Origin of the sequence: Protofrankia sp. Cr2, assembly GCF_963555885.1 — a bacterium.
GTDB lineage: Bacteria > Actinomycetota > Actinomycetes > Frankiales > Frankiaceae > Protofrankia.
On the sequence record NZ_CAUVXG010000003.1, the window covers coordinates 49,497 to 74,020 of the forward strand.

A 24,524-nucleotide genomic window follows, 5' to 3' on the forward strand; every position below is an offset into this window, starting at 1 on the left:
CGAGGCGCCGCCTGGCGCCGGCAGACCCTGGACGAACTTCCGGCGCCGACCACTAAGAGCGCCCGGCAGTAGGGGTGTGGATCAAGGAGCGGCACGTTCATCCGAGCACGGAACGACTGTGGGAGGGCGCCCGCCGGGGCTGCCCGCCATGACCACGAGGAGACACACGTGAAGCGCAGCAAGGCATACCGAGCAGCCTTCGAGAAGATCGAAGCGGACCGCCTGTACACGCCGCTGGAGGCCGTTCAGTTGGCCCGGGAGACTTCCACCACCAAGTACGCCGCGACGGTCGAGGTCGCGCTGCGCCTGGGTGTCGACCCGCGCAAGGCCGACCAGATGGTCCGCGGCACCGTGAACCTGCCGCACGGAACCGGCAAGTCGCCGCGGGTCGCGGTTTTCGCCGTCGGTGAGAAGGCAGCCGAGGCATCCGCCGCGGGCGCGGATATCGTCGGCAGCGACGATCTTGTTCAGCGGATCCAGGAAGGTTTCCTGGACTTCGACGCGACGGTCGCGACGCCCGACCAGATGGCGAAGGTCGGTCGCATCGCCCGGATCCTGGGGCCACGGGGGCTCATGCCGAATCCCAAGACCGGTACCGTCACTCTCGACATCGCCAAGGCCGTCCAGGACATCAAGGGCGGAAAGATCAATTTTCGGGTGGACAAGCAGGGCAACCTGCATATCGTGATCGGGAAGACTGCCTTCACCGATGAGCAGTTGATCGAAAACTACGGTGTCGCGTTGGATGAGATCGTCCGGGTGAAACCGTCGGCGTCCAAGGGTCGTTATCTGAAGAAGATCACGTTTACGACGACGATGGGCCCGGGAATCCTGGTCGATCCCAGCCGTACCCGTAATCTTCTTGAGGATGCCACGGTCTGATTCTTTCGGGCGGTCCCCCGTCCAGGTGCCGGGGCTCCGGCTGTTCGGGGCTCCGGACGGTGCCCGCCCGCACGTCGCGGCACCGGCTGCCTGTTCGTCGGTCCGTGTCTGGTCGGTCCGTGTACAATCTGACAGGAACCAAACCGAAGACCGCTGGTCGTCGTCCTGTTCCGGGACGACCGAAGGTCCGGTACGACCGGGCGACCCGCGCAGGTGAGGGAGCGTTGCCCCGGGGCTAGCGGTTGTCCGCGTGCTCCCCGGTACTTCAGCCCCGTGCGCCTGCGCCGGGGCGTTTGTCGTTATCCGGCATCTTTCGGGCGACTGGCCAGACCCCATGAAGGAGCCCGATGGCGAAGCCGGAAAAGGTCGCCGCGGTAACAGAGATCGTCGACTCGTTCCGGGGCGCGTCCGCGGCCGTACTCACCGAGTACCGCGGGTTGACGGTGAGCCAGCTCACCGAGCTACGCCGCTCGCTGGGCGCGGGCACCGATTACGCCGTGGTGAAGAACACCCTGACCAGGATTGCCGCCGCACAGGCGGGCGTCACGGGTCTGGACGAACTTCTGGTCGGCCCGACCGCGGTCGCGTTCGTCACCGGCGACCCGGTCGAGGCGGCCAAGAGCCTGCGTGACTTCGCCCGCGCCAATCCCGCCCTGATCGTCAAGGGTGGGGTCGTCGAGGGCCGGTCGATGTCGGCAGACGACATTCGCAAGCTTGCCGATCTCGAGTCCCGCGAGGTGCTGCTCGCCAAGCTCGCCGGCGCGCTGAACGGGTCGCTGGCCCAGGCGGTCCGCCTGTTCGCGGCGCCGCTGTCCCAGGCGGCTCGCCTGGCCGAGGCATTGCGTGCTAAGCGGGAGGCCGAGCTGCCCGTGTCCGAAGCCCCCCAGGCTGAGGCGTCGGCCACAGACGGAGCGGCCACAGACGGAGCGGCCGCGGCGGACCCGAGCGCGGAATAGAGCAGTCCGTTCGGCCCGAACCAGATACTCCACACCAGTTCCCGGTACCCGCCACGGGCGGCGTGCCATCACAACCGGAAGGACCGCCACGATGGCGAAGCTGTCGACCGACGAGCTGCTGGACGCGTTCAAGGAAATGACGCTGCTGGAGCTGTCGGAGTTCGTGAAGCAGTTCGAGGACACCTTCGGTGTGACCGCGGCAGCCCCGGTCGCGGTCGCCGTGGCCGGCGGCGCGGGTCCCGCCTCTGACACGCCGGCTGTCGAGGAGCAGGACGAGTTCGACGTCATCCTCACCGCTGTCGGCGACAAGAAGATCCAGGTCATCAAGGAGGTCCGCGCGCTGACCAGCCTGGGCCTGAAGGAGGCCAAGGACCTCGTCGACGGCGCACCGAAGCCGGTCCTGGAGAAGGCCACCAAGGAAGCTGCGGAGAAGGCCAAGGTCGCGCTCGAGGGCGCTGGGGCCACGGTCACCGTCAAGTAGGCACCGGCACGTAGGCACCGGCACGTAGGCACCGGCACGTAGGCACTGATCGGTCGGGCCGCCGCTCGTCACCGACAAGGTGGGCAACGGCGGTCCGACCGGTTGTCGGGCACCTTCCGACAGGTCGTCGGCAAGCCCGTCCCTCGCGGGTCTGTCGTCGACTGCGTGTCGTCACCGGATACCGCCGGGCCGTGACCGGACCGCGACGGTCCGATCATGATGGGTGTCCTCAGGCCGAGTGCGCGGTGCTACGCAAGTTCTACAGTTGTTACGGCGAGCTGTTACGGTGAGCTGCTGCGGTGCCGTGTTGTCAGCGCGCCCGGCAGCAGTCTTCCGGTTGGGGTTGACGACCTCACCCGGGACGGAGTTCCATCATCGGGAAGCGGTGAGACATACCTGTCGAGCAGCCTTGCCAGCAGTGCGGCCATCGGCTACACTGCTCGTTTGGGCTGCCCTTTCGTCGTGCGCTCGCGGTTTCTTCGGGTACGCGACGGTCCGGCCCCGCGCGCAACCGCGTCCCGTGGCGCGGCCGTCCAGACGTAAGGACCGAGGTAATCCGAGCGAGACCGTTGACCGCAACCTGCCACCGAACCGCCGCCGCGTCACCAGCCCGGGATGACCCTCCCACACAGGGGTCCTCCTTCGGAAGATGTCGTGACGGACTACTCGTCGACGCCCGTGTCGCCTCTGCCCGCACCGCGGGGCAGCAGCGCGCTCCGTTGGACTACCCCCGCCGACACTCCCGCATAACCGTAGCGAGACACTGATCACCCGACCACCCTTCGCCGGATTGTTCGAGGAGGCCGAGGGCAACGTGAGAAGAATCATGATCGCGTTGTCGGCGGCCCAAGGACGCACGAGCACCGCCAGCCCGACGATCAGGCCACCGGAAGGACCACCTTGGCCGCCTCGCCTAACTCCTCCCGCATCTCGTTCGCAAAGATCATCGAGCCTCTCGAGGTCCCCGATCTTCTCGCCCTGCAGACCCAGTCCTTTGACTGGCTGATCGGCAATGAGGCGTGGGCGGAACGGGTCCAGGAAGCCATCGACGCCGGTCGTGACGACGTACCCGTCACGTCGGGTCTCGAAGAGGTCTTCGAGGAGATTTCTCCTATCGAAGACTTCTCGGGTTCGATGTCACTGTCGTTCCGCGACCACCGTTTCGAACCGCCGAAGTACTCCGTCGAGGAGTGCAAGGACAAGGATATGACGTACTCGGCCCCGATGTTCGTCACGGCCGAGTTCACCAACAACAACACCGGTGAGATCAAGAGCCAGACTGTGTTCATGGGCGATTTTCCGCTTATGACTCCGAAGGGCACCTTTGTCATCAACGGGACCGAGCGGGTTGTCGTCAGTCAGCTCGTGCGTTCGCCCGGTGTGTACTTCGAGAAGACCATCGACAAGGTGTCGGACAAGGATCTGTTCTCCTGCAAGGTCATCCCGTCCCGGGGTGCCTGGCTGGAGTTCGAGGTCGACAAGCGGGACACCGTCGGTGTGCGTATCGACCGCAAGCGCCGCCAGTCGGTGACCGTGCTGCTCAAGGCGCTCGGTTGGGATGAAGCGCGCATCCTTGAGCGCTTCGGTGACTTTCCGTCGATGCGGGTGACGCTGGAGAAGGACCACACGTCCAGCCAGGACGACGCGTTGCTCGACATCTACCGCAAGCTGCGGCCAGGTGAGCCGCCGACGCGCGAGTCGGCCCAGACGCTGCTGGAGAACCTCTTCTTCAACCCGAAGCGTTACGACCTGGCGAAGGTCGGCCGCTACAAGGTGAACAAGAAGCTCGGCGTCGACGTCCCGCATGACGTGGGCGTCCTCACCGAGGATGACGTCGTCCGCACGATCGAATATGTCGTGCAGCTGCATGCGGGCAAGGACAAGTCATATGACGTGGATGACATCGACCACTTCGGTAACCGTCGGTTGCGTACGGTCGGCGAGCTGATCCAGAATCAGGTGCGGCTCGGTCTCGCCCGGATGGAGCGGGTCGTCCGGGAACGGATGACCACCCAGGACGTCGAGGCGATCACTCCCCAGACGCTCATCAACATCCGGCCGGTCGTCGCCTCCATCAAGGAGTTCTTCGGCACCAGCCAGTTGTCCCAGTTCATGGATCAGACCAACCCGCTGGCGGGCCTTACCCACAAGCGGCGCCTGTCCGCGCTCGGCCCTGGTGGTCTGTCCCGGGAACGGGCCGGCTTCGAGGTCCGCGACGTTCACCCCAGCCACTATGGCCGGATGTGCCCGATCGAGACGCCGGAAGGCCCGAACATCGGTCTGATCGGTTCGCTGTCGACGTTCGCGCGGGTCAACCCGTTCGGCTTCGTCGAGACGCCCTATCGCAAGGTCGTGGCCGGTCGGGTCACAGACAAGATCGACTACCTCACCGCGGACGAGGAGGACAGGCACGTCATCGCACAGGCGAACGCGCCGCTGACCGCCGACGGTTCGTTCGCCGAGCACCGCGTCCTGGTGCGCCGCAAGGGCGGCGAGGTCGAGTTCATCCCGCCGGACGAGGTCGACTACATGGACGTCTCGCCGCGCCAGATGGTGTCGGTGGCCACAGCCATGATCCCGTTCCTTGAGCACGACGACGCCAACCGCGCTCTGATGGGCTCGAACATGCAGCGCCAGTCCGTCCCGCTGCTGCGCAGCGAGGCACCGCTGGTCGGTACCGGCATGGAGGCCCGCGCGGCCAAGGATGCCGGCGATGTGGTTGTCTGCACACAGTCCGGCGTCGTCGAGGACCTGTCCGCCGACTACATCACCGTGATGCACGACGACGGTACCCGGCGTACCTACCGGATGGCGAAGTTCCGCCGGTCCAACCAGGGGACGTGCATCAACCAGAAGCCGATCGTCGACGAGGGCGACCGCGTCCTTGCCGGTCAGGTCATCGCGGACGGTCCATGCACCGACAACGGCGAGATGGCGCTGGGTAAGAACCTCCTGGTTGCGTTCATGCCCTGGGAGGGGCATAACTACGAGGACGCGATCATCCTCTCCCAACGGCTCGTCCAGGACGACGTGCTGTCCTCGATCCACATCGAGGAGCACGAGGTCGACGCCCGTGACACCAAGCTCGGCCCCGAGGAGATCACCCGGGATATCCCCAACGTCGCCGAGGAGGTCCTGGCCGACCTCGACGAGCGCGGGATCATCCGGATCGGCGCTGAGGTCTCGCCCGGTGACGTGCTGGTCGGGAAGGTCACGCCCAAGGGCGAGACCGAGCTGACCCCGGAGGAGCGGCTGCTACGCGCGATCTTCGGTGAGAAGGCCCGGGAGGTCCGCGACACTTCGCTGAAGGTCCCGCACGGCGAGTCCGGCAAGGTCATCGGGGTCCGGGTGTTCGCCCGCGAGGACGGCGACGAGCTGCCGCCCGGGGTGAACGAGCTCGTCCGCGTGTACGTCGCCCAGAAGCGCAAGATCACCGATGGTGACAAGCTGGCCGGCCGGCACGGAAACAAGGGTGTCATCGCGAAGATCCTTCCTGCCGAGGACATGCCGTTCCTGTCGGACGGCACCCCGGTGGACGTCGTGCTCAACCCGCACGGTGTGCCGCGTCGTATGAACATCGGCCAGATCCTGGAGACCCATCTCGGTTGGGTGGCCAAGACCGGCTGGCAGGTCGACGACGGCGTCGAGGACTGGAAGGAGCGCCTGCGTGGTATCGGCGCGCATCAGGCGCCGCCCGACACCAACGTGGCGACGCCGGTGTTCGACGGCGCCCGGGAGGAGGAGATCACCGGTCTGCTCGCCTCGACGCTGGCCAACCGTGACGGTGACCAGCTGATCGGCTCCAGCGGTAAGGCGCAGCTCTTCGACGGCCGGACGGGCGAGCCGTATCCGTACCCGGTAGCGGTCGGCTACATCTACATCCTCAAGTTGCTGCACCTGGTCGACGACAAGATCCACGCGCGGTCGACCGGTCCGTACTCCATGATCACACAGCAACCGCTGGGTGGTAAGGCGCAGTTCGGTGGGCAGCGCTTCGGTGAGATGGAGGTGTGGGCGCTGGAAGCGTACGGTGCCGCCTACGCCCTCCAGGAGTTGCTGACCATCAAGTCCGACGACGTCCTGGGCCGTGTCAAGGTCTACGAGGCCATCGTCAAGGGCGAGAACATACCCGAACCCGGCATTCCGGAGTCCTTCAAGGTCCTCATCAAGGAAATGCAGTCACTGTGTCTGAATGTGGAGGTTCTCTCCAGTGACGGTGTCTCCATTGAAATGCGCGACACCGATGAGGATGTCTTCCGGGCCGCGGAAGAGCTCGGTATCGATCTGTCCCGGCGTGAGCCGAGCAGCGTTGAGGAGGTCTGACGACTAGTCGGCCGAGGGGCGCGCAAGCATGGCTCCACCTGCGCGCCCGCAGGCCCCCAAGGGAACCTGATGACCGCCGGCCGTGAGGATCGATCGACGGCGCTACCAGTGGCCGTGACCCGCGGTTGGTGATCAGGGACCCGCCGGGTCACGGCGTCCGGTAGCCCGAATGCACTGATCGTTTCCCGGCGTCCCCGCCGACCTTGGAATAACTGACGGCAGAAGCCCCCCGTCGCCGCCAATACTCGCAATGCCCGCCGGCGATGGGGGGGCAGCCAGACGGCAGAGAGAGAAGACACGTGCTCGACGTCAACTTCTTCGACGAGCTGCGCATCGGCCTCGCCACGGCGGACGACATCCGCCAGTGGTCACACGGCGAGGTCAAGAAGCCGGAGACAATCAACTACCGCACCCTGAAGCCGGAAAAGGACGGGCTCTTCTGCGAGAAGATCTTCGGTCCGACCCGGGACTGGGAGTGCTACTGCGGCAAATACAAGCGCGTTCGCTTCAAGGGCATCATCTGTGAGCGCTGTGGTGTCGAGGTCACTCGCGCCAAGGTGCGTCGTGAGCGGATGGGCCACATCGAGTTGGCCGCGCCGGTCACCCACATCTGGTACTTCAAGGGTGTGCCGAGCCGGCTCGGCTACCTGCTCGACCTTGCGCCGAAGGACCTTGAAAAGGTCATCTACTTCGCTGCCTACATGATCACAAATGTGGACGTCGAGGCGCGTCACCGCGACCTGCCCACCCTCGAGGCGCGGATCTCCGTCGAGAAGCAGCATCTCGAGGACAAGAAGAACGCCGACGTCGAGACGCGGCAGAAGAAGCTTGAGGCGGACCTCGCGCAGCTGGAGGCCGAGGGTGCCAAGGGCGATGCCCGGCGCAAGGTCCGGGAGGCGGCTGAGCGCGAGATGCGCCAGATCCGCGACCGCGTCCAGCGCAAGATTGATGATCTTGGGCGGGTGTTCGACCGCTTCAAGGGCATGAAGGTCCAGGATCTCGAGCCGGACGAGCTGCTCTACCGCGAACTGCGGGACCGCTTCGGGCAGTACTTCGAAGGCGGCATGGGCGCCGAGGCGCTGCAGCGCAGGCTCGTCGACTTCGACCTGGCCGCAGAGGCCGAATCGCTGCGGGAGACCATCCGCAGTGGCAAGGGGCAGAAGAAGGCTCGGGCGCTGAAGCGTCTCAAGGTGGTCTCGGCGTTCCTGAACACCCGCAACTCCCCGAACGGGATGGTGCTCGACTGCGTCCCGGTCATTCCGCCGGACCTGCGCCCGATGGTGCAGCTCGACGGTGGGCGGTTCGCGACATCCGACCTCAATGACCTCTACCGTCGGGTGATCAACCGTAACAACCGGCTCAAGAGGCTGCTCGATCTCGGCGCCCCTGAGATCATCGTCAACAACGAGAAGCGGATGCTGCAGGAGGCCGTCGACGCGCTGTTCGACAACGGCCGCCGCGGCCGGCCGGTCACCGGCCCGGGTAACCGCCCGCTCAAGTCGTTGTCGGACATGCTCAAAGGCAAGCAGGGGCGCTTCCGCCAGAACCTGCTCGGTAAGCGGGTCGACTACTCCGGCCGTTCTGTCATCGTCGTCGGGCCGCAGTTGAAGCTGCACCAGTGCGGTCTGCCCAAGCAGATGGCGCTCGAGCTGTTCAAGCCGTTCGTGATGAAGCGGCTGGTCGATCTCAACCACGCGCAGAACATCAAGTCCGCCAAGCGGATGGTGGAGCGGGCCCGCCCGGTCGTCTGGGATGTGCTCGAAGAGGTCATCACCGAGCATCCGGTGCTGCTCAACCGGGCACCGACCCTGCACCGCCTCGGTATCCAGGCGTTCGAGCCACAGTTGGTCGAAGGCAAGGCCATCCAGATCCACCCGCTGGTCTGCACCGCGTTCAACGCGGACTTCGACGGTGACCAGATGGCTGTGCACCTGCCGCTGTCCGCCGAGGCGCAGGCCGAGGCGCGCATCCTGATGCTGTCGAGCAACAACATCCTGTCGCCGGCCTCCGGGCGTCCGCTGGCCATGCCGAGCCTTGACATGGTCACCGGGGTGTTCCACCTCAGCCGGCTGGCCGAGGGCGCGATCGGCGAGGGTAGGGCGTTCTCCAGCGTGGCCGAGGCTCAGATGGCCTTTGACGCGCGGGAGATCGCACTGCAGGCGAAGGTCAAGGTTCGGCTGCGCGACACCACACCGCCGCTCGACTGGACTCCGCCGCCGGGCTGGGTCAGTGGTGAACCGTTCACGCTGGAGACCACGTTCGGTCGCTGCCTGCTCAACGAAGCGCTTCCGGTGGGATATCCGTTTCTCAACTACATGATGAACAAGAAGGCCCAGGCCGTGATCGTCAACGACCTGGCCGAGCGCTACCCGAAGATCCAGGTGGCCGCGACGCTGGACGCGCTCAAGAGCGCCGGTTTCTACTGGGCCACCCGGTCCGGCGTGACCGTCGCGATCGAGGATGTCGTTGCGCCGCCGAACAAGAAGCAGATCCTCGACGAGTACGAGCAGCGCGCCGAGCGGGTGCAGAAGCAGTTCGACCGGGGCTTCCTGTCCGACGACGAGCGCCGTGGCGAACTCGTGCAGATCTGGAACGAGGCGACCGGCAAGGTCGCCGAGGCGATGGAGGCGAACTTCCCGCCGACCAACCCGGTCGCCGTGCTGGTCAACTCCGGGGCCGCCGGAAACATGATGCAGATCCGGCAGCTCGCCGGCATGCGCGGACTGGTCGCCAACCCGAAGGGTGAGATCATCCCGCGCCCGATCAAGGCCAACTTCCGTGAGGGCCTGAGCGTGGTGGAGTACTTCATCTCCACGCACGGCGCCCGTAAGGGTCTGGCCGACACGGCGTTGCGAACCGCTGACTCAGGGTATCTGACCCGGCGGCTGGTCGACGTCAGCCAGGATGTCATCGTCCGCGAGGACGACTGCGGCACCGAGCGCGGCATCGGCACCCGTATCGCCCGCAAGGGAGCGGACGGAGCGCTCGTCCGCGACCGTTACGCCGAGACCGCGGCTTACGCGCGGACGCTCGCATCCGATGCGGTGAACGCCGCGGGCGATGTCGTGGTGCCCGCCGGCACCGACCTCGGCGATGTGGTCATCGGGCAGATCATCGATGCCGGCATCGAATCGGTGAAGGTGCGCTCCGCGCTCACCTGCGCCGCTCGAATGGGTGTGTGCGCACAGTGCTACGGCCGGTCGCTGGCGACCGGCAAGCTCGTGGACGTCGGCGAGGCCGTGGGTATCGTGGCGGCCCAGTCGATCGGCGAGCCGGGCACTCAGCTGACCATGCGTACCTTCCACAGCGGTGGCGTGGCCACCGGCGACGACATCACCCAGGGTCTACCGCGTGTGGTCGAGCTCTTCGAGGCCCGTTCCCCCAAGGGCAAGGCTCCGATCAGCGAGGTCGCCGGACGGGTGCGCGTCGAGGAAACCGAGAAGACACTCAAGATCGTCGTTGTGCCCGACGACGGTGGCGAGGAGATCGCCTACCCGGTGTCCCGCCGCGCGCGTCTGAAGGTCGAGGAAGGCCAACACATCGCAGTCGGCCAGAAGATCGTCGATGGCGCTGTCGACCCGCACGAGGTGCTGCGCATCCTCGGCCCGCGCCAGGTGCAGCTGCACCTGGTCGACCAGGTCCAGGAGGTGTACCGCTCGCAGGGTGTGTCCATTCACGACAAGCACATAGAAATCATCATCCGGCAGATGCTCAAGCGGGTGAACGTGCTGGAGTCGGGCGAGACCACGCTCCTACCCGGTGAGCTGGTCGAGCGGGCGCGCTTCGAAGAGGAGAACCGTCGGGTCGTCGAGTCCGGCGGCCAGCCGGCATCGGCCCGTCCGGTCCTCATGGGCATCACCAAGGCATCCCTCGCGACCGAGTCGTGGCTGTCGGCGGCGTCCTTCCAGGAGACGACGCGAGTGCTCACCGATGCCGCGATCAACGCCCGGTCGGACTCGCTGGTCGGGCTGAAGGAGAACGTCATCATCGGCAAGCTCATCCCGGCGGGTACCGGCATCGCCCGGTACCGCAACATCCGGGTCGAGCCGACCGAGGAGGCGCGGGCGTCCATGTACTCGGTGGGCGGTGGCTACGAGGATGGCGCGACCGTCGAGTACGGGGCGTTCGGTACCGGTAGTGGTCAGGCTGTGCCATTGGATGACTTCGACTACCGCAGTACAGGAGGCGAATACCGGTAGGAAGCTCGGCGTCTGCGGGTAGCCCTCCAGGCCACCCGCAGACCCGAGAACCGTCGGTGTGGGTTCCGGTTCTCCACGACCGACGAGCGGCCCGTGTGGTCATGTCCGCAGGGACACGATCACACGGGCCGCTTTGGCCGGGCCGCTTTGGCCGGGCCGGCTTGAGTGGGGCCGCCGGGCGTGCGGGAGGAGCGATGTTCGCACGCCCTTTGGCCGGGCCGGCTTGAGTGGGGCCGCCGGTCAGCCCACCGTCCGGGGCGCGCCGTGGCCGTTTTCCCTTCTGGGTATCCGTCCCATCCGGCCGCGGCTCAGTTGGGCGTAGATTCCACCGGTTGTGACCAGCCGGTCATGTGGGCCGGCCTCCACCACGGTGCCTTTTTCCATCACGTAGATACGGTTGGCCGCGACGGTCATCGTCATTCGATGGGCGACGATCAGACAGCTGCGATCGGCGAGAAGACGTTCGAACGAGGTCCGAAGCATTTCCTCGGTCAGCGCGTCCAGGTTCGACGTGGCTTCGTCGAGGATGACCGTTCGCGGGTTCTGGACCAGGACCCGGGCGATGGCCAGTCGCTGTCGTTCCCCACCCGAGATCTCATAGCCGTCGCATCCGATCGGGGTGTGGATCCCGTCCGGCAGGGATCGGACAAGGGTGACGAGACCGGTCGCATCGAGCGCGGCCCAGAGTTCGTCCGCGGTCGCCGACGGATTCCCGAACCTCAGGTTCTCGGCGATGGTGCGGCGCTGGGTGAACGCTTCCTGGGAGACAAAGCCGACCGCGGCTCGCGCCTGTTCGGCGGTGAGTTCAGCGACGTCCCGTCCGCCCAGCAGAACCCGCCCGGCGGTGGGCGTGAGCAGGCCGCTCGCCAGATAGCAGAGCGTGGTTTTGCCCGCGCCGCTGAATCCGACGACGGCAACCATCTCGCTTTTGCGCACGACGATGTCCACCGAGCGGACCGCCCAGGTGGGTACGGGCACGTCCGGTGCGTAGGAGTACGAGACGTTCGCCAGGACGAGATCGCCGTGAACGGGCGGTCGGGGAACACTCGCCGGTTCTGACACCGCCGGTTCGGCTCGCGACACGGTTTCCTCCGGCGGCCGCGGTCGATCGATCATCGCCAGTGGCCGAACGTTGCTGCGGTCCGTGACGCGAGGAAGGTCCAACGGAATGTCCAGGAAAGCCAGAATGCGAAGGAGGGAGGACTCGCCGTCAAACAACCGGGTGCGCAGATCCGCGAATCCGGTGATTGAACGAAAGGCCAGCAGGAGCACGCTGAGGAACGCCACGAAGGTGCCGGTCGTCATTATCTGCTCCAGCGAGAGCCATACCCCGAGCCCGATCGCGGCTATGGTCGTCAGCACCGAACTGCCCGCGGAGATGAGCTGCAGACGGGCGAACACCTGGACACGTGTACGGAGCGCTGTCGCGATGGCGGAGTCCAGTCGTTCGAACTCCTCCTGGCCGACGCCCTGCGCCCGGAACGCACGCAGGTGCAGCGCTCCCGCCGGCCCGGTCAGCTCGATGACGTGATCGACCATCCGGGTATGGCGCTCGGCTTCCACCCGGCTGATCTCCCGGACCCGTGCGCGAATGCGCCGTAGCAGGACGAGGGGAATCACACCGATCACCGCAACCGCGAACGCGAGCCGCCACTCCAGCAGGAAGGCGACCACGCCGGCGACGACGAGTTCGACTGCCATCGTCGCGACGGCCGGAAGACAGACTGCGCCGGCGATCTGTACCTTGGCCGTATCAATGGTGAAGAGGGTGACGACATCCCCGTGTCGGGTCCGCATGAAGCGGGGAAACGGCAGGGCAACAGCGTGCTCGTGCAGGTCGCGGCGGATCCGGAAGGCCAGCCGCTCGCTGAGATATCCGATCAGTATGTACCGGAGGGTGGCGACGACGGCGCTGAGCACAAAAGCGCCGAGGATGAGGAGAACAGGGAGAAGTATTCCGCTCGTCCGTAGCTGGAGCAGCCAGTCGTCAATCAGGTCGCGGATTGCGAACGGGGCCACGATCAAGGCCGTCGCGCCGAGTACCGAGAGCCCGGCGTGTGCCATGGCTGCTCTGTTCTGATCCCTGATGAAATGCTCGATCCGAACGGCGTCGGGGTTCCCGGTAAGCCAGGAGAACAGACGCCCGTACAGCCACGAGACAGTCACGGATGTCTTGCGCAGGGCCATCCTCACCGAGGTCTGCGGATGGTTCGGTTGCCCGAGCCATCCGTTGGCCTCGGTGGGCGACCGGCGAGATGCTGTCATCTTGTGAACCGCTTGCCTGACGTTTCGGTTCGGGACTCAGCCGTCGCTGCGCTGAATATCCGCGATTCCGACCGGTATGCGATCATGATCGTGGTGTCCGGCGGCGTCGTCGATGGTGGTTTCATCGGTACCGGCGCCAGCCGTGGTGCCGTTGCCGTTGCCGGCCGGGGCCGGGATTGGAGCTGGGATCGGGCGCCCACCGCCGGTACGGATACTCAGCAGTTCCTGTCCCGAGGCGTTACCGTCGCCGTCCGCCGGGGCGCGGGTGACCAGCGATGCGAGGATCGGCCTCTCAACGGCTTCAGTCGCGCTGAAAACGGAGATTTCCACGTCCTCGGATACCTCGATGACCAGCCCGAAGGCACTTGACGGCATGATTTCCTGATTGTGGTCGAGATGCCGGAGAGAAGTAGGCATTATTCCTCCATCGTAGTCATCCGAACTGACGGTGACGAAATCGAAGTTATCGGGGCCTGGATTAGTCGGCAAGGATCCAACATCATGACTCGGCTCACACCGTCCGTAGTGCGCGGGTAATCAGTCTCGAAGGTGACACATAGGGAGTGGCCCAGGGCTCGATATCGTTGGGGATTTGCGCGTCGGTGCAGCCGCCAGAACCATTTGCGGTGGTGCCGGGAAACGTGCCCGCAGATTGCTGCGGATGACGTCGGCGGTAGGTGGGTTGTCCACCGCATCCACCGCATCCACCGCATCCACCGCATCCACCGCATCCACCGCATTTGCCGGGTGGGCGGGTTCGGTAGTGTCTCACCGGTGGCCGGGGGTGCGCGGGTCGGTGGCGGAAGCCGGAAACGAACGCTGTTCGTCCGGCGGCTGAGTGAGATCCTCGACATGGCGGAGTCCGAGGTCGTCGCGCGCCTGTGCGTCGACCGGCGCATCGGTGTCCGGGTGAACCGGTTGTCGCCCCTGGGAACGGACGAGGTCCGCCGTGGCATCGCTGCGCTCGGGCTCACCCTCGAGCCGCTCGGCTGGTGCCCCGACGGATACCTCCTCGGCGGTGAGAAGCGGGTCCTTTCCGCCTCGGAGATCTTCACCGGTGGCCACGCCTACATCCAGAACATTTCCAGCCTCGTGCCCGCGCTTGCCCTCGATCCGGCGCCGGGGGAGTCGATCATCGACCTGTGCGCGGCACCAGGCGGCAAGACGGCACACATCGCCGCGCTGGTCGGCAATGACGCGAGCCTGTGGGCGAACGACGGCATCAAGCCCCGGCTGGACAAGCTGCGCGAGGTGACGCGGCAGTTCCACGTCCGGCTCGCCGCCGCCACCTGTCACCCGGCCCAGTACGCGGACAAGTTCGTCGAGGGGCGATTCGACCGCGTCCTACTGGACGCCCAATGCACCGGTGAGGGCCTGGTCGACCTGCGTGACCCCGCCACGCTGCGGTACTGGAGCGAGGAACGGGTGACGAACTACGGCTGGCTGCAGCGCAAGATGTTGGTCGCGGCCTGTCGCCTGTTGCGCCCCGGCGGCATCCTCGTCTACTCCACGTGCACGTTCGGGCCGGAGGAGAACGAGGCTCCGTTGAGCTACCTGTTGCGCCACCACCCCGTGCAGGTGTGCCCGATCGAGGTCGACATCGACGGCTGGGCGCCGGGCGCATGGCGGCCGGGCCTGCGGCACTGGCGCTCGGAGACGTTTGATCCGGCGCTCGCCGGAGCCCGCCGGATCCTCCCGGGCAAGGATTTCGAGGGCTTTTTCGTCTGCAAGCTGCGGAAGCTGCCGTCCGCCGGCTAGTGGCTCCGCCACCATCCGGGACCCCCGATTCGACACATCGGTTGCCCGTTCGGTAGTCTCGCCTTCTGCGGCGCTGTGCGCTGCACGTTTGACCTGTGTCTTGCGCCATCCAGTGGCGCCGTGGCCCGTCCTGCCGGGCCGGCGGCGACTTCGGACGGCCCGGCCCCACCTCAGGTGGACGGGCGCACTCCCATGGCAGACCGCTCGGGTTTCCCGACGGTTTTCCGAGGGGGTGCGACACACCCGACCGCGTGGGTCGGACACAGCCGACATACCGGCAGGTACCGGCAGGGACGGAAGAGGAACGGGAGCGGCGTTGCCGACGATCCAGCAGTTGGTCCGCAAGGGCCGGCAGGACAAGGTCGAGAAGACCAAGACCCCGGCACTCAAGGGGAGCCCGCAGCGTCGTGGCGTGTGCACCCGGGTCTACACGACCACGCCCAAGAAGCCGAACTCGGCGCTTCGCAAGGTCGCCCGTGTCCGGCTCCACAGCGGGATGGAGGTCACCGCCTACATCCCGGGGGTGGGGCACAACCTGCAGGAGCACTCGATCGTCCTGGTCCGCGGCGGCCGGGTGAAGGACCTTCCGGGCGTCCGCTACAAGATTGTCCGCGGGACGCTGGACACTCAGGGCGTCCGCAACCGCAAGCAGGGGCGCAGCAAGTACGGAGCGAAGAAGGAGAAGGCCTGATGCCACGCAAGGGCCCGGCTCCCAAGCATCCCGTCGTCGTCGATCCGGTCTACGGCTCACCGCTGGTGACAGCGCTGGTCAACAAGGTTCTCCTGAGCGGCAAGAAGTCGCTGGCCGAGCGGATCGTCTACGGCGCGCTCGAGGGTGCTCGGGAAAAGACCGGTAACGATCCTGTGGTCACGCTCAAGCGTGCCCTCGACAACGTCAAGCCGACGCTGGAGGTGCGCAGCCGCCGAGTCGGTGGTGCCACCTACCAGGTGCCGGTCGAGGTGCGCTCGAGCCGGAGTACCACCCTCGCGCTTCGCTGGCTGGTGGGTTATGCCCGGCAGCGGCGTGAGAAGACCATGACCGAGCGCCTCATGAACGAGCTGATCGACGCGAGTAACGGTCTCGGCGCGAGCGTGAAGCGGCGCGAGGACACCCACAAGATGGCGGAGTCCAATAAGGCCTTCGCCCACTACCGCTGGTAACCGATATGTCTGCTGACGTACCTACCGCGCTGGCCACGACCCGCAACATCGGGATCATGGCCCATATTGACGCGGGCAAGACCACGACCACCGAGCGGATCCTTTTCTACACCGGCGTCAACTACAAGATCGGCGAAGTCCACGATGGCGGTGCCACCATGGACTGGATGGAACAGGAGCAGGAGCGGGGGATCACCATCACCTCCGCCGCCACCACCTGTACGTGGCGCGACAACACCATCAACATCATCGATACCCCGGGGCATGTCGACTTCACGGTCGAGGTGGAGCGCTCGCTGCGGGTCCTCGACGGTGCTGTCGCGGTCTTCGATGCCGTAGCCGGAGTCGAGCCGCAGAGCGAGACCGTCTGGCGCCAGGCTGACCGCTACAACGTCCCGCGGATCGCGTTCGTCAACAAGATGGACCGGGTCGGCGCCGAGTTCCACCGCTGCGTCGACATGATGGTCGACCGGCTCGCCGCGACACCGGCTGTCATCCAGCTTCCGTGGGGCGTCGAGGCCGACTTCAAGGGTGTCATCGACCTGCTCGCGATGAAGGGCCTGCTCTGGCACACCGAGGACAAGGGCGCCTCGTACGAGATCGTCGACATCCCGCGTGACCATGCTGAGGCTGCCCAGGAGTGGCGGGACAAGCTCGTCGAGACCGTCGCCGAGAACGACGACAGCCTGATGGAGCTGTACCTCGAAGGCGAGGTGCCCAGCGAGGAGCAGCTGCGGGCGGCGCTGCGCCGGGCGACCCTGGTCGGTTCGGTGAACCCGGTCCTGTGCGGATCGGCGTTCAAGAACAAGGGCGTGCAGCCGATGCTGGACGCCGTGATCGACTTCCTGCCGAGTCCGTTGGACATCGGTGTCACAGTCGGGCATGCGATGGGTCGCGAAGAGACCGAGGTCTCGCGTGCACCGGATGAGAACGAACCGTTCTCCGCGCTCGCCTTTAAGATCATGACCGATCCCTATGTCGGGAAGTTGACCTACATCCGGGTCTACTCGGGACGGCTCACCGCCGGATCGCCGGTGCTGAACTCGACCAAGGATCGCAAGGAGCGGATCGGCCGCATCCTGCAGATGCACGCCAACCACCGCGAGGACCGCGAAGGTGTCGGTGCCGGTCAGATCGTCGCCGTGGTCGGTCTGAAGAACACGACCACCGGCGACACGCTCTGCGACCCGAACGCCCCGATCATCCTGGAGTCGATGACGTTCCCGGCGCCGGTCATCAGCGTCGCGATCGAGCCGAAGACCAAGGCCGACCAGCAGAAGCTGGGTACGGCCATCGGCCGCCTCGCCGAGGAGGATCCGACCTTCCAGGTCCGGACCGACGAGGAGACCGGTCAGACGATCATCGCGGGTATGGGCGAACTGCATCTCGACGTGCTCGTCGACCGGATGCGCCGCGAGTTCGGTGTCACGGCCAACGTGGGCAAGCCGCAGGTCGCCTACCGGGAGACCATCCGCCGCAAGATCGAAAAGGTCGACTACACGCACAAGAAGCAGACCGGTGGCTCGGGGCAGTACGCCCGGGTGATCATTGATCTCGAGCCCTCCGGCGGTGACGGCGGTGGCTACGAGTTCGCGAACAAGGTCAGCGGCGGTCGCATTCCACGCGAATACATCCCGTCCGTCGACGCCGGGTGCCAGGAGGCGATGGAGTTCGGTGTCCTCGCCGGTTACCCCCTCGTCGATGTGAAGGTCACCCTGACCGACGGTCAGTACCACGATGTCGACTCGTCCGAACTCGCTTTCAAGATCGCCGGTTCGATGGCGTTCAAAGAGGCGGCCCGCAAGGCCGACCCGGTCCTGCTCGAGCCGATGATGGCGGTCGAGGTCACCACGCCCGAGGACTACATGGGTGACGTGATCGGCGACCTGAACTCGCGGCGCGGGCAGATCCAGGCCATGGACGAACGGTCCGGCGCGCGCATCGTGAAGGCCACCGTTCCATTGTCGGAGATGTTCGGTTACGTCGGAGACCTGCGGTCGAAGACATCCGGCCGGGCCTCCTACTCGATGCAGTTCGATTCCTACGCCGAGGTCCCGGCGGGGGTTGCCAAGGAAATCATCGCGAAGGCACGCGGGGAGTGACGGGTGGCCGGGGCGGGGCGCACCTGCGCCGTCCCAGGCCCGACACGACCACGATCATCAGCACGGCACGACACCACCCGTCCTTGGAGGGACACCCGTGGCGAAGCAGAAGTTCGAGCGGAACAAGCCGCATGTCAACATCGGCACCATCGGTCACATCGACCATGGCAAGACCACGCTGACCGCGGCTATCACCAAGGTCCTGCACGACGCACACCCGGAGCTGAACCCCTTCACGCCGTTCGACCAGATCGACAAGGCGCCGGAGGAGAAGGCCCGCGGTATCACGATCTCGATCGCCCACGTCGAGTATCAGACCGACAACCGGCATTACGCCCATGTCGACTGCCCCGGTCATGCCGACTACATCAAGAACATGATCACGGGTGCCGCCCAGATGGACGGCGCGATCCTGGTCGTGTCGGCGACCGACGGCCCGATGCCGCAGACCAAGGAGCACGTGCTGCTCGCCCGCCAGGTCGGCGTGCCCTACATCGTCGTGGCGCTGAACAAGGCCGACATGGTCGACGACGAGGAGATTCTCGAGCTTGTCGAGCTCGAGGTTCGCGAGCTGTTGAGCTCGTATGAGTTCCCGGGTGACGACCTGCCGGTGGTTCGCGTTTCGGCGCTCAAGGCGCTCGAGGGCGACAAGGAATGGGGCGCGAAGCTTCTGGAACTGATGCAGGCTGTCGACGACTCCATCCCGGAGCCGGAGCGCGACATCGACAAGCCCTTCCTCATGCCGATCGAGGACGTCTTCACCATCACCGGGCGTGGCACGGTTGTCACCGGTCGTGTGGAGCGAGGTGTCGTCAAGGTCAGCGAGACCGTCGAGATCGTCGGTATCCGGCCGGATGTCACCACGACGACCGTCACCGGCGTGGAGATGTTCCGCAAGCTGCTCGACGAGGGGCGTGCCGGTGACAACGTCGGCCTGCTTCTGCGCGGTGTGAAGCGCGAGGACGTCGAGCGCGGCCAGGTTGTCACCAAGCCGAAGTCGATCACGCCGCACACCAACTTCGAGGCGCAGGTCTACATCCTCAGCAAGGACGAGGGTGGTCGCCACACGCCGTTCTTCAACAACTACCGGCCGCAGTTCTACTTCCGGACCACCGACGTGACCGGGGTGGTGACCCTCCCCGAGGGCACCGAGATGGTCATGCCGGGCGACAACACCGAGATGACGGTTGAGCTCATCCAGCCGATCGCCATGGAGGACGGCCTGCGCTTCGCCATCCGCGAAGGTGGCCGGACCGTCGGTGCCGGTCGAGTCACCAAGATTCTCAAGTAGTCGCCGCGAGCGGCGGGCCGCAGACCCCGCGGGGTCGTCGCGCCCGCCGCTCGCGCGGTGCACGGACGTGTCAACGAGCGGTACATCCGGCGGCAGCTCCGGCCGGGAACGGACCCTGCAGGGCCAGCGAGCCGGACGAGACAGACAGGACAGGCGAAGCCCACCATGGCGGCACAGAAGATCCGCATCCGGCTCAAGGCCTACGACCACGAGATCATCGACAGTTCGGCGCGAAAGATCGTCGAAACGGTGACGCGGACTGGTGCGCAGGTCGCGGGACCGGTGCCGCTGCCGACGGAGAAGAACGTCTACTGCGTGATCCGGTCACCGCACAAGTACAAGGACAGTCGCGAGCACTTTGAGATGCGCACACACAAGCGGCTGATCGACATTCTTGACCCGACGCCGAAGACGGTCGACTCGCTGATGCGCCTCGACCTTCCAGCCGGTGTCGACATCGAGATCAAGCTTTAAAGGGGCCGGCGCAGTCATGCTCAATCGCAACTACAGGGGCCTGCTGGGCACCAAACTCGGGATGACCCAGGTATGGGACGCGAACAACCGCATCGTCCCGGTCACAGTGATCAAAGCTGGCCCGAACGTGGTGACGCAGATCAGGACGTCGGATTCGGACGGCTACTCGGCGGTCCAGCTCGGTTACGGTGAGGTCGATCCCCGTCGGGTGACGCAGCCGCTGCGCGGTCACTTCGCGCGGGCCGGGGTGCCCCCGCGGCGCCACCTGGTGGAGCTGCGCACGGCGGACGCCGAGAAGTACCGGCCCGGCCAGGAGCTCACCGGCGAGGTCTTCACCGCCGGTGATGTGGTCGATGTGACCGGAACATCCAAGGGTAAAGGCTTCGCCGGTGTGATGAAGCGGCACGGCTTCAAGGGTCTCGGCGCCGGCCACGGTGTCGAGCGCAAGCACCGTTCGCCGGGTTCGGTCGGCGGCTGCGCCACTCCCGGGCGCGTGTTCAAGGGCCTGCGGATGGCCGGGCGGATGGGGCACGAGCGGGTCACCGTGCCGGGCCTGACCGTCCACGCGGTCGACACCGAACGCGGTTTTCTGTTGATCAAGGGTGCGGTACCCGGCCCCGACGGGGGTCTGGTGCTCGTCCGCAGCGCGGCGAAGCGTCCCGCCCCTGCTGACTTCGAGCCCGCCGACTTCGAGCCCGTTACCGAGACGGCAGCGCAGCAGCCCGCCACGGGCGACAGCGCTGTGACGTCCAGCGAGGAGGTGTCGACATGAGCGCAGCGACGACGTCAGCGCGCACCCGGTCGCGGGGTTCCGCGGATGCCACCGCCGGGTCCGAGACCCGCACGATCGTTGTCCACGCCCCCGCCGGTGGCGAGGTCAGTAGCACGCAACTGCCCGGGGCGGTGTTCGACGTCGCATTGAACGTCCCGCTCATCCACCAGGTGGTGGTGGCTCAGCTCGCCGCAGCGCGCCAGGGCACCCACTCGACGCTGACCCGCGGCGAGGTCCGTGGCGGCGGGCGTAAGCCGTACCGGCAGAAGGGGACAGGGCGGGCCCGTCAGGGCTCGTTGCGTGCCCCTCAGTTCACCGGCGGCGGCATCGTCCACGGCCCCAAGCCCCGCTCCTACGATCAGCGGACGCCCAAGAAGATGAAGGCCGCCGCGCTGCGCGGCGCCCTGTCCGACCGGGCGCGCAACAACCGGATCCACGTGGTGTCGTCCCTGGTCACCGGTGAGACGCCGTCGACGAAGGCCGCGGTCACGGCGCTTCGGGCGATCGCGGACACCCGCCGGGTGCTGGTCGTGGCGGCCCGCGACGATGATCTCACCTGGAAGAGCCTGCGCAACGTTCCCGCCGTGCATCTGCTCGATCCCGGCCAACTCAACACCTATGACGTGCTCGTAAGCGACGACGTCGTGTTCACGCAGGGCGCTCTGGTGGCTTTCCTGGCCCGATCGCAGCCGCCGGTGGCACGGGATGCCGAAGGCGGTGTTCCGGTCGGCGAGGCGGAGCCAACAGGAGTCCAGGAGCCGTCGACCGGCTCTGATGACGACGCGGAAGTCGAGGAGGAAGCCAAGTGATTCCCGATCCGCGTGATGTGATCATCAAGCCGGTCGTCTCCGAGAAGAGCTACGGCCTGCTGGACGACAACGTCTACACGTTCATCGTCCGTCCGGACGCGAACAAGACTGAGATCAAGATCGCGGTCCAGCAGATCTTCAACGTCCGGGTGCTGCGAGTGAACACCATCAACCGCTCGGGCAAGCGCAAGCGCACCAAGGGTGGTTGGGGCCACCGCAAGTCCACCAAGCGGGCCATGGTCAGCCTGGCCCCCGGGGACGCCATCGAGATCTTCGGAGGCCCTGGTGCGTGACACGCGGGGCAGCTTGATCGCGTTCGGCTCACAGACCACCACGCCGGGATCCAGCGGGATGCCTGGCAAGGCCGCAGGCGGTGCCGCGTGCTCGCAGAGTACGCAAGCCGCCGAGAACGCCGCCAGGCGCCCGCTGTGCCCGGCGCGCCGTAGCTCGGACACGGGTAGGTAAACAATGGGTATTCGCAGGTACAAGCCGACCACCCCCGGCCGCCGTGGCTCGAGCGTGGCCGACTTCGTCGAGATCACTCGTGACCACCCGGAGAAGTCGCTGGTCCGCCCGCTGCACTCCAAGGGCGGTCGCAACGTCCACGGCCGCATCACCACGCGGCACCAGGGCGGCGGTCACAAGCGTGCGTACCGTCTGATCGACTTCAAGCGGGACAAGGACGGTGTGCCGGCCAAGGTCGCGCACATCGAGTACGACCCGAACCGGACCGCACGCATCGCCCTGTTGCACTACGCCGACGGCGAGAAGCGCTACATCCTCGCCCCGGTGAAGCTCAAGCAGGGTGACACGGTCAGCTCGGGCACGACCGCTGACATCAAGCCCGGTAACGCACTTCCGTTGCGCAACATCCCGACCGGCACGGTGGTACATGCCATCGAGCTGCGTCCCGGTGGCGGAGCGAAGATCGCACGTAGCGCCGGTACAAGCGTGCAACTGGTGGCCAAGGACGGTCCCTTCGCCCAACTGCGGATGCCCTCCGGTGAGATCCGCAATGTCGACGTCCGGTGCCGGGCGACGGTCGGCGAGGTGGGCAACGCCGAACAGAGCAACATCAACTGGGGCAAGGCCGGCCGGATGCGCTGGAAGGGCCGTCGTCCCACCGTCCGCGGTGTGGCGATGAACCCGGTCGACCACCCACATGGTGGTGGTGAGGGCAAGACCTCCGGTGGCCGTCATCCGGTGAACCCCAAGGGCCGCCCCGAGGGCCGTACCCGTGCCACCCGTAAGTCGAGCGACGCGCTGATCATCCGTCGTCGGAAGCAGAACAGGCGGCGATGATCATGAATGTTCCCACTCGGTGTCATTCGACGCATGACCATCGGTTCTGAGCAGGAAGGAGGAGACACGCCATGCCACGTAGCCTGAAAAAAGGCCCGTTCGTCGACGACCACCTGCTCAAGAAGGTGGACGTGCAGAACGCCAAGGGCACGAAGAACGTCATCAAGACCTGGTCGCGGCGTTCGACGGTGATCCCGGACATGCTGGGGCACACCATCGCCGTGCACGACGGCCGCAAGCACGTCCCGGTGTTCATCACTGAGGGGATGGTTGGTCACAAGCTCGGCGAGTTCGCGCCGACGCGGACCTTCCGCGGTCACGTCAAGGAAGACCGGAGGTCACGTCGTGGCTGACGACCTCGTAGACGGGCTCACCCGGTCCGGCCTGGACGGGGCGAAGGCCTCGGCCCGCTATGTCCGGGTATCGCCGACCAAGGCACGTCGGGTCGTCGACCTGGTCCGTGGCCGTTCCGCCCGCGAGGCCCTTGACATCCTCCGTTTCGCCCCGCAGGCGGCCAGCGAGGACGTGTACAAGGTGGTCGCGAGCGCGGTTGCGAACGCCGAGCACAATCACGGCCTTGATCCGTCCACGCTCTGGCTCGGCGAGGTCTATGTCGACGAGGGCCCGACGCTCAAGCGCATCCGTCCGCGGGCGCAGGGCCGTGCGTACCGGATCCGGAAGCGGACCAGCCACATCACGGTCGTGGTTGAAAGCCGGGAACCGGTTTCGGTGACCCGCGGCGCGTCGACCGGCGCATCGCAGACTGCAAGGAGGGCCCGGTAGTGGGGCAGAAGGTCAACCCGCACGGGTTCCGGCTCGGGATCACTTCGGAGTTCACCTCTCGTTGGTACGCCGACAAGCAGTACAAGGCGTATGTGGGCGAGGATGTGAAGATCCGTAAGATGATGTCCCGGGGCATGGAGCGCGCGGGAATCAGTCGGGTCGACATCGAGCGGACCCAGGGCCGGCTGCGGGTGGACATCCACACCGCCCGCCCGGGGATCGTCATCGGACGTCGGGGCGCCGAGGCCGACCGCATCCGCGGCGACCTCGAGAAGCTGACCGGCAAGCAGGTCCAACTCAACATCCTCGAGGTGAAGAACCCTGAGGTCGACGCCCAGCTCGTCGCGCAGGGCGTGGCGGAGCAGCTGTCGAGCCGGGTCAGCTTCCGGCGGGCGATGCGCAAGGCCATGCAGTCGGCGATGAAGGGCGGCGCCAAGGGCATCCGGGTGCAGTGTTCCGGACGCCTGGGCGGGGCAGAGATGAGCCGCTCGGAGTTCTACCGCGAAGGCCGGGTGCCCCTGCACACGCTGCGCGCCGACATCGACTACGGATTCTACGAGGCCCGGACCACCTTCGGCCGTATCGGCGTGAAGGTCTGGATCTACAAGGGTGACGTGGTCCAGAGCCGTGCGGAGCGGGAGGCACAGGAGGCACTTCAGCGCCAGCACCGCCGGGAGCGTCCGCGCCGTGGGCCGCGGTCGGGTTCGTCGGGTACCACCACCGGCGGCACCGAGGCCGGTCGTGCTGCCGCGCGGCAGGGTGAGCGGCGGGGCCGTGGTAGCGGTGGCGGTGGCGGTGGCGACGCAGCGACTGCCGGTAGTGCCGCTGCCGGTAGCGCGGGTAGTGCCGCCGGCGGTAGTGCCGGTGCGGCCGATACCGGTCCCGCGCCGGCCGTCGCTGCCCCAAGCGCGCAGGCGGCTGCCCCGCCGGCTCCGGTTTCGGCTCCGGCAGCCGCGTCGGCTCCGA

At 66.4% G+C, this 24,524-nt stretch carries 20 protein-coding genes; 18 read left to right on the forward strand and 2 right to left on the reverse strand.

What is annotated here, in order from left to right:
* Positions 1–168 precede the first annotated feature (168 nt).
* The 5 genes from rplA (at position 169) to U9978_RS02985 (ending at position 10,841) form a co-directional block, all read left to right on the forward strand.
* A complete protein-coding gene (gene rplA, locus U9978_RS02965; protein ID WP_322759474.1) occupies positions 169–882 on the forward strand; it encodes a 50S ribosomal protein L1 in 714 nt (237 codons plus the stop codon).
* 347 nt (positions 883–1,229) lie between these two features.
* Positions 1,230–1,838, forward strand: a complete 609-nt coding sequence (gene rplJ / locus U9978_RS02970; RefSeq protein ID WP_322759475.1) for a 50S ribosomal protein L10 — start codon at positions 1,230–1,232, stop codon at positions 1,836–1,838.
* Positions 1,839–1,929: 91 nt separating this feature from the next.
* Positions 1,930–2,319 (forward strand): 50S ribosomal protein L7/L12, encoded by a 390-nt coding sequence (gene rplL / locus U9978_RS02975; protein WP_322759476.1) that lies wholly within the window; start codon positions 1,930–1,932, stop codon positions 2,317–2,319.
* Between the two features lie 900 nt (positions 2,320–3,219).
* The gene (rpoB, locus tag U9978_RS02980) at positions 3,220–6,642 is read left to right on the forward strand and encodes a DNA-directed RNA polymerase subunit beta (protein WP_322759477.1); all 3,423 of its coding nucleotides are present in this window, start codon (positions 3,220–3,222) and stop codon (positions 6,640–6,642) included.
* 299 nt (positions 6,643–6,941) lie between these two features.
* On the forward strand, positions 6,942–10,841 hold the full coding sequence (locus U9978_RS02985) for a DNA-directed RNA polymerase subunit beta' (protein WP_322759478.1): 3,900 nt from the start codon (positions 6,942–6,944) through the stop codon (positions 10,839–10,841).
* A 240-nt stretch (positions 10,842–11,081) separates the two neighbouring features.
* Here the strand turns inward: U9978_RS02985 and U9978_RS02990 are convergent, their stop codons facing one another.
* Both U9978_RS02990 and U9978_RS02995 read right to left on the reverse strand, forming a co-directional pair.
* Positions 11,082–13,106, reverse strand: coding sequence for an ABC transporter ATP-binding protein (locus U9978_RS02990; protein WP_322759479.1), 2,025 nt, complete (start codon positions 13,104–13,106; stop codon positions 11,082–11,084).
* A gap of 36 nt (positions 13,107–13,142) precedes the next feature.
* Positions 13,143–13,523, reverse strand: a complete 381-nt coding sequence (locus U9978_RS02995; RefSeq protein WP_322759480.1) for a hypothetical protein — start codon at positions 13,521–13,523, stop codon at positions 13,143–13,145.
* A 357-nt stretch (positions 13,524–13,880) separates the two neighbouring features.
* Between U9978_RS02995 and U9978_RS03000 the strand changes: the two genes are divergently transcribed.
* From U9978_RS03000 to rpsC, 13 genes are all read left to right on the forward strand, one after another.
* The gene (locus U9978_RS03000) at positions 13,881–14,864 is read left to right on the forward strand and encodes an RsmB/NOP family class I SAM-dependent RNA methyltransferase (RefSeq protein WP_322759481.1); all 984 of its coding nucleotides are present in this window, start codon (positions 13,881–13,883) and stop codon (positions 14,862–14,864) included.
* A 316-nt stretch (positions 14,865–15,180) separates the two neighbouring features.
* Positions 15,181–15,555 (forward strand): 30S ribosomal protein S12, encoded by a 375-nt coding sequence (gene rpsL / locus U9978_RS03005; protein WP_322747152.1) that lies wholly within the window; start codon positions 15,181–15,183, stop codon positions 15,553–15,555.
* Complete coding sequence (rpsG, locus tag U9978_RS03010; protein ID WP_322747153.1) at positions 15,555–16,025, forward strand: 30S ribosomal protein S7; 471 nt, start codon at positions 15,555–15,557, stop codon at positions 16,023–16,025. The genes rpsL and rpsG overlap by 1 nt, the downstream gene beginning before the upstream one ends.
* Positions 16,026–16,030: 5 nt before the next feature.
* Positions 16,031–18,127, forward strand: a complete 2,097-nt coding sequence (gene fusA / locus U9978_RS03015; protein WP_322759482.1) for an elongation factor G — start codon at positions 16,031–16,033, stop codon at positions 18,125–18,127.
* A 97-nt stretch (positions 18,128–18,224) separates the two neighbouring features.
* Positions 18,225–19,418: an elongation factor Tu gene (tuf, locus tag U9978_RS03020; protein WP_322759483.1), complete on the forward strand. Its 1,194-nt coding sequence runs from the start codon at positions 18,225–18,227 to the stop codon at positions 19,416–19,418.
* A 165-nt stretch (positions 19,419–19,583) separates the two neighbouring features.
* Positions 19,584–19,892: a 30S ribosomal protein S10 gene (rpsJ, locus tag U9978_RS03025; RefSeq protein WP_013875113.1), complete on the forward strand. Its 309-nt coding sequence runs from the start codon at positions 19,584–19,586 to the stop codon at positions 19,890–19,892.
* 16 nt (positions 19,893–19,908) lie between these two features.
* A complete protein-coding gene (rplC, locus tag U9978_RS03030; protein WP_322759484.1) occupies positions 19,909–20,664 on the forward strand; it encodes a 50S ribosomal protein L3 in 756 nt (251 codons plus the stop codon).
* Positions 20,661–21,473, forward strand: a complete 813-nt coding sequence (gene rplD / locus U9978_RS03035) for a 50S ribosomal protein L4 (RefSeq protein ID WP_322759485.1) — start codon at positions 20,661–20,663, stop codon at positions 21,471–21,473. The genes rplC and rplD overlap by 4 nt, the downstream gene beginning before the upstream one ends.
* Complete coding sequence (gene rplW / locus U9978_RS03040) at positions 21,470–21,766, forward strand: 50S ribosomal protein L23 (RefSeq protein WP_322759486.1); 297 nt, start codon at positions 21,470–21,472, stop codon at positions 21,764–21,766. The genes rplD and rplW overlap by 4 nt, the downstream gene beginning before the upstream one ends.
* Before the next feature lie 175 nt (positions 21,767–21,941).
* On the forward strand, positions 21,942–22,775 hold the full coding sequence (rplB, locus tag U9978_RS03045; protein ID WP_322759487.1) for a 50S ribosomal protein L2: 834 nt from the start codon (positions 21,942–21,944) through the stop codon (positions 22,773–22,775).
* 71 nt (positions 22,776–22,846) lie between these two features.
* The gene (gene rpsS, locus U9978_RS03050; protein ID WP_239310550.1) at positions 22,847–23,128 is read left to right on the forward strand and encodes a 30S ribosomal protein S19; all 282 of its coding nucleotides are present in this window, start codon (positions 22,847–22,849) and stop codon (positions 23,126–23,128) included.
* A complete protein-coding gene (gene rplV, locus U9978_RS03055) occupies positions 23,121–23,558 on the forward strand; it encodes a 50S ribosomal protein L22 (RefSeq protein ID WP_322759488.1) in 438 nt (145 codons plus the stop codon). Before rpsS ends, rplV begins: the two co-directional genes overlap by 8 nt.
* The coding region (gene rpsC, locus U9978_RS03060; RefSeq protein WP_322759489.1) for a 30S ribosomal protein S3 at positions 23,558–24,524 on the forward strand (967 nt) is incomplete at its 3' end. The genes rplV and rpsC, both read left to right, overlap by 1 nt.

Bases quoted from the DNA above. Each gene is read 5' to 3' on its own strand.
- rplJ (WP_322759475.1), top strand. From the start codon at position 1,230: ATGGCGAAGCCGGAAAAGGTCGCCGCGGTAACAGAGATCGTCGACTCG.
- rplL (WP_322759476.1), top strand. From the start codon at position 1,930: ATGGCGAAGCTGTCGACCGACGAGCTGCTGGACGCGTTCAAGGAAATG.
- U9978_RS02990 (WP_322759479.1), bottom strand. From the start codon at position 13,106: ATGACAGCATCTCGCCGGTCGCCCACCGAGGCCAACGGATGGCTCGGG.
- U9978_RS02995 (WP_322759480.1), bottom strand. From the start codon at position 13,523: ATGCCTACTTCTCTCCGGCATCTCGACCACAATCAGGAAATCATGCCG.
- rpsG (WP_322747153.1), top strand. From the start codon at position 15,555: ATGCCACGCAAGGGCCCGGCTCCCAAGCATCCCGTCGTCGTCGATCCG.
- fusA (WP_322759482.1), top strand. From the start codon at position 16,031: ATGTCTGCTGACGTACCTACCGCGCTGGCCACGACCCGCAACATCGGG.
- rpsJ (WP_013875113.1), top strand. From the start codon at position 19,584: ATGGCGGCACAGAAGATCCGCATCCGGCTCAAGGCCTACGACCACGAG.
- rplC (WP_322759484.1), top strand. From the start codon at position 19,909: ATGCTCAATCGCAACTACAGGGGCCTGCTGGGCACCAAACTCGGGATG.
- rplD (WP_322759485.1), top strand. From the start codon at position 20,661: ATGAGCGCAGCGACGACGTCAGCGCGCACCCGGTCGCGGGGTTCCGCG.
- rplB (WP_322759487.1), top strand. From the start codon at position 21,942: ATGGGTATTCGCAGGTACAAGCCGACCACCCCCGGCCGCCGTGGCTCG.
- rpsS (WP_239310550.1), top strand. From the start codon at position 22,847: ATGCCACGTAGCCTGAAAAAAGGCCCGTTCGTCGACGACCACCTGCTC.